Annotated in this window: 2 protein-coding genes; both read right to left on the bottom strand. The window is 36.6% G+C overall.

Annotated elements, in window-relative coordinates:
- Positions 1-379: 379 nt before the first annotated feature.
- Positions 380-589, bottom strand: coding sequence for a hypothetical protein (locus BU038_RS12175; protein ID WP_142402608.1), 210 nt, complete (start codon positions 587-589; stop codon positions 380-382).
- A 149-nt stretch (positions 590-738) separates the two neighbouring features.
- Positions 739-2379 carry a BCCT family transporter gene (locus BU038_RS12170; protein WP_107606233.1) on the bottom strand — a complete coding sequence of 547 codons (1641 nt, stop codon included), beginning with the start codon at positions 2377-2379 and terminating at the stop codon, positions 739-741.
- Positions 2380-2587: the final 208 nt, after the last annotated feature.

The following is a 2587-nucleotide window of genomic DNA, read 5'->3' as shown; positions in this document are numbered from 1 at the left end:
CAGTATATGTCTAAGTTAAATATCTGAGTATGTGATTGTATTCATGAATCAAATACGACGTTATTTATAAGTTTAGATAAAGAAAGGTATGCATACATATGATTTATACATTGAGCGTTATCCTTATTCCCATAGTTGTCTTAAGCTTCATTATTTACTGTACCGTTAAGCGAAAGCCTTTGTATTACGTCATCATTGCGATGATTCTACTTCAAATCTTTAAGATACTTGATAGTATTTTTATTGAACATAAGTCTGTCCTTCAGGCATTGCTTCATCCTTTTGATATTTTATTATGGGTGATATTAATTGCTTATGGGATCAGTCACTATCGGAATAAACACAAAGCATAAAACGCCTCGTGATATCACTATACGTTTTATGCTTTGTCTTTTTTACTTAATTTTTCACTTACTGTAATTACCAGTAGCAGTGTAATAATAATTAGTGCTGCGAAACCTTCAATTTTTTCACTTAAAACAGGTTGGTAAACAAATTTGGTAATAAATAGGGTTAAATAACTAAGTGAAAAGATAAAAGCGATGATTTTTAACGTTTTAATCATTGTTGTCCTTCTCTCTTTCTCCAAGTTTTTTTCACCTGATTAAGCATGCTCACTAACTGGTTAGATGCATTCACTTTTTATTAGAATATGTAATAGTTATTTAAATCATACAATAAATAATAGCCGCTTCACACACCCATCGTGCGAAGCGGCTATCACTTTATCTCTATATTTTAATCTTCTTTATGTTGGTTCTCTTGTTCTTCTTGTCGCGCTTGTTCTTGCGCTTCTTGTTCTTTTTGAATTTCTTTTTCACGTTTCTCTAATGGTATAGAGAAGTCTTTTTCATCATCAATATATGACATCTGGAAGTGTTTTGTCGGTTCTCGACGTAAGGCACCCATAATCGCAAAGATCATCAACACTAAGATGATAGAGAATGGTAAGCCTGTCACAAGTGAAGCGGTTTGTAAACTTGTTAAACCACCTGCGATAGTCATTGTGACTGAAATCGCACCGATTAGTAAGCCCCAAATGACTTTATCTTTTACGTTAGGGTTATCAACCCCGCCTGTCGCCATACTTGCGACAATGTGTGTTGTAGAGTCAGCGCTTGTCACAATAAAGATAAAGATTAAGGCAATAGCTAGAATACTTGTGATATCTGAGATTGGGAATTGTTTCAACAACTCGAATAATGCGACTGAGTAGTCTTTATCTACAATTTTCTCGATACCTGTATTTTGTGTTAACGCAATTTTTAATGCTGTACCGCCAAATCCAGCAATCCAAGTGAAAGAAATTAATGGTGGAATGATTAATACACCAATGACGAATTCACGAATCGTACGGCCACGTGATACACGGGCAACGAAACCGCCGATAAATGGTGACCAAGCAATGACCCATGCCCAGTAGAAGACCGTCCATTGTTGAACCCAACTGTTATCACCTGTGTATGGATTGATGCGTAAACTATATTGAATGAAGTGTGTTAAGTAATCTGAAATCGCAAGTGTATAAGATTCTAGCACGAATTTTAAATCACCGAAGATTAAGATGAATATCAATAAGACTGCCCCAAGTCCGATATTGATATTACTCAGCCATTTAACACCTCGGTTTAAGCCTGTAAGTGCTGATCCTAAGAAGATACATACCATAATGACTGTAATCGCAACTTTAGTCACATTTGTATTCGGTACATCAAAGACATGATGTAACCCACCACTGATTTGCATAATACCTAAACCAATTGATGTCGCAATCCCCATGACTGTCGCGATAATTGCGAGAATATCGATCAAGTTACGTAAAGGTCTAGGATAAGCTTCACCAAAGACTGGCTCCATAGCTGTAGAAATTAATCCGTTACGTTTCTTACGGAATTGGAAATACGCTACAGTTAAGCCTGCCATCGCAAAGATAGACCATTGTGAGATACCCCAGTGGAAGAAGGTATAACCCATAGCTAAACGTGCAGATTCTGCAGATTGATCTTTAACACCTGGGAATGGTGCGTGTAAGAAGTGTGTCAGCGGTTCTGCAACTCCCCAGAAGACAATCCCAACACCAAGGCCTGCTGAGAATAACATCCCGATCCAAGACATGAATGAGAATTCTGGTTCAGAGTCATCTGAGCCGAGTTTGAAGCGGCCGTATCGTGAAACGGCTAATGCGATTAAGAAAATATCCAGTACGACAATAATGACTAAGAAGAGCCATCCAAATGCCCCTGCGATAACATCATACGTACTCTGCGCATATTTTCCGAATAGTTTCGGGAAAATGCCCGCAACTAAAGTCGCCAGCAGGATAATCCCTACCGAAGTGAAATAAACTATATTTCTATGTTTCTCTTTCCTGGTTTTCATGTGAAATTAATAATCCCCTTCCCGCTTGTTTCTTATAAGCGTTTGTTTCATTAAACCATAAACAGAACATAATCACAATTCATCATTAAAAACATTTACATCATTATTTAATTTTTATTATGAAACATTTTGAGAATTTAATATCAGTCTTACGGACACTTAAAGATGATAATCTCACGTTTTCATTTATTTTCACAGTTTTCGATAT

Source organism: Staphylococcus simulans, assembly GCF_003043455.1.
Classification (GTDB): domain Bacteria; phylum Bacillota; class Bacilli; order Staphylococcales; family Staphylococcaceae; genus Staphylococcus; species Staphylococcus simulans_A.
This window is presented reverse-complemented; position numbering and strand designations above follow the sequence as displayed.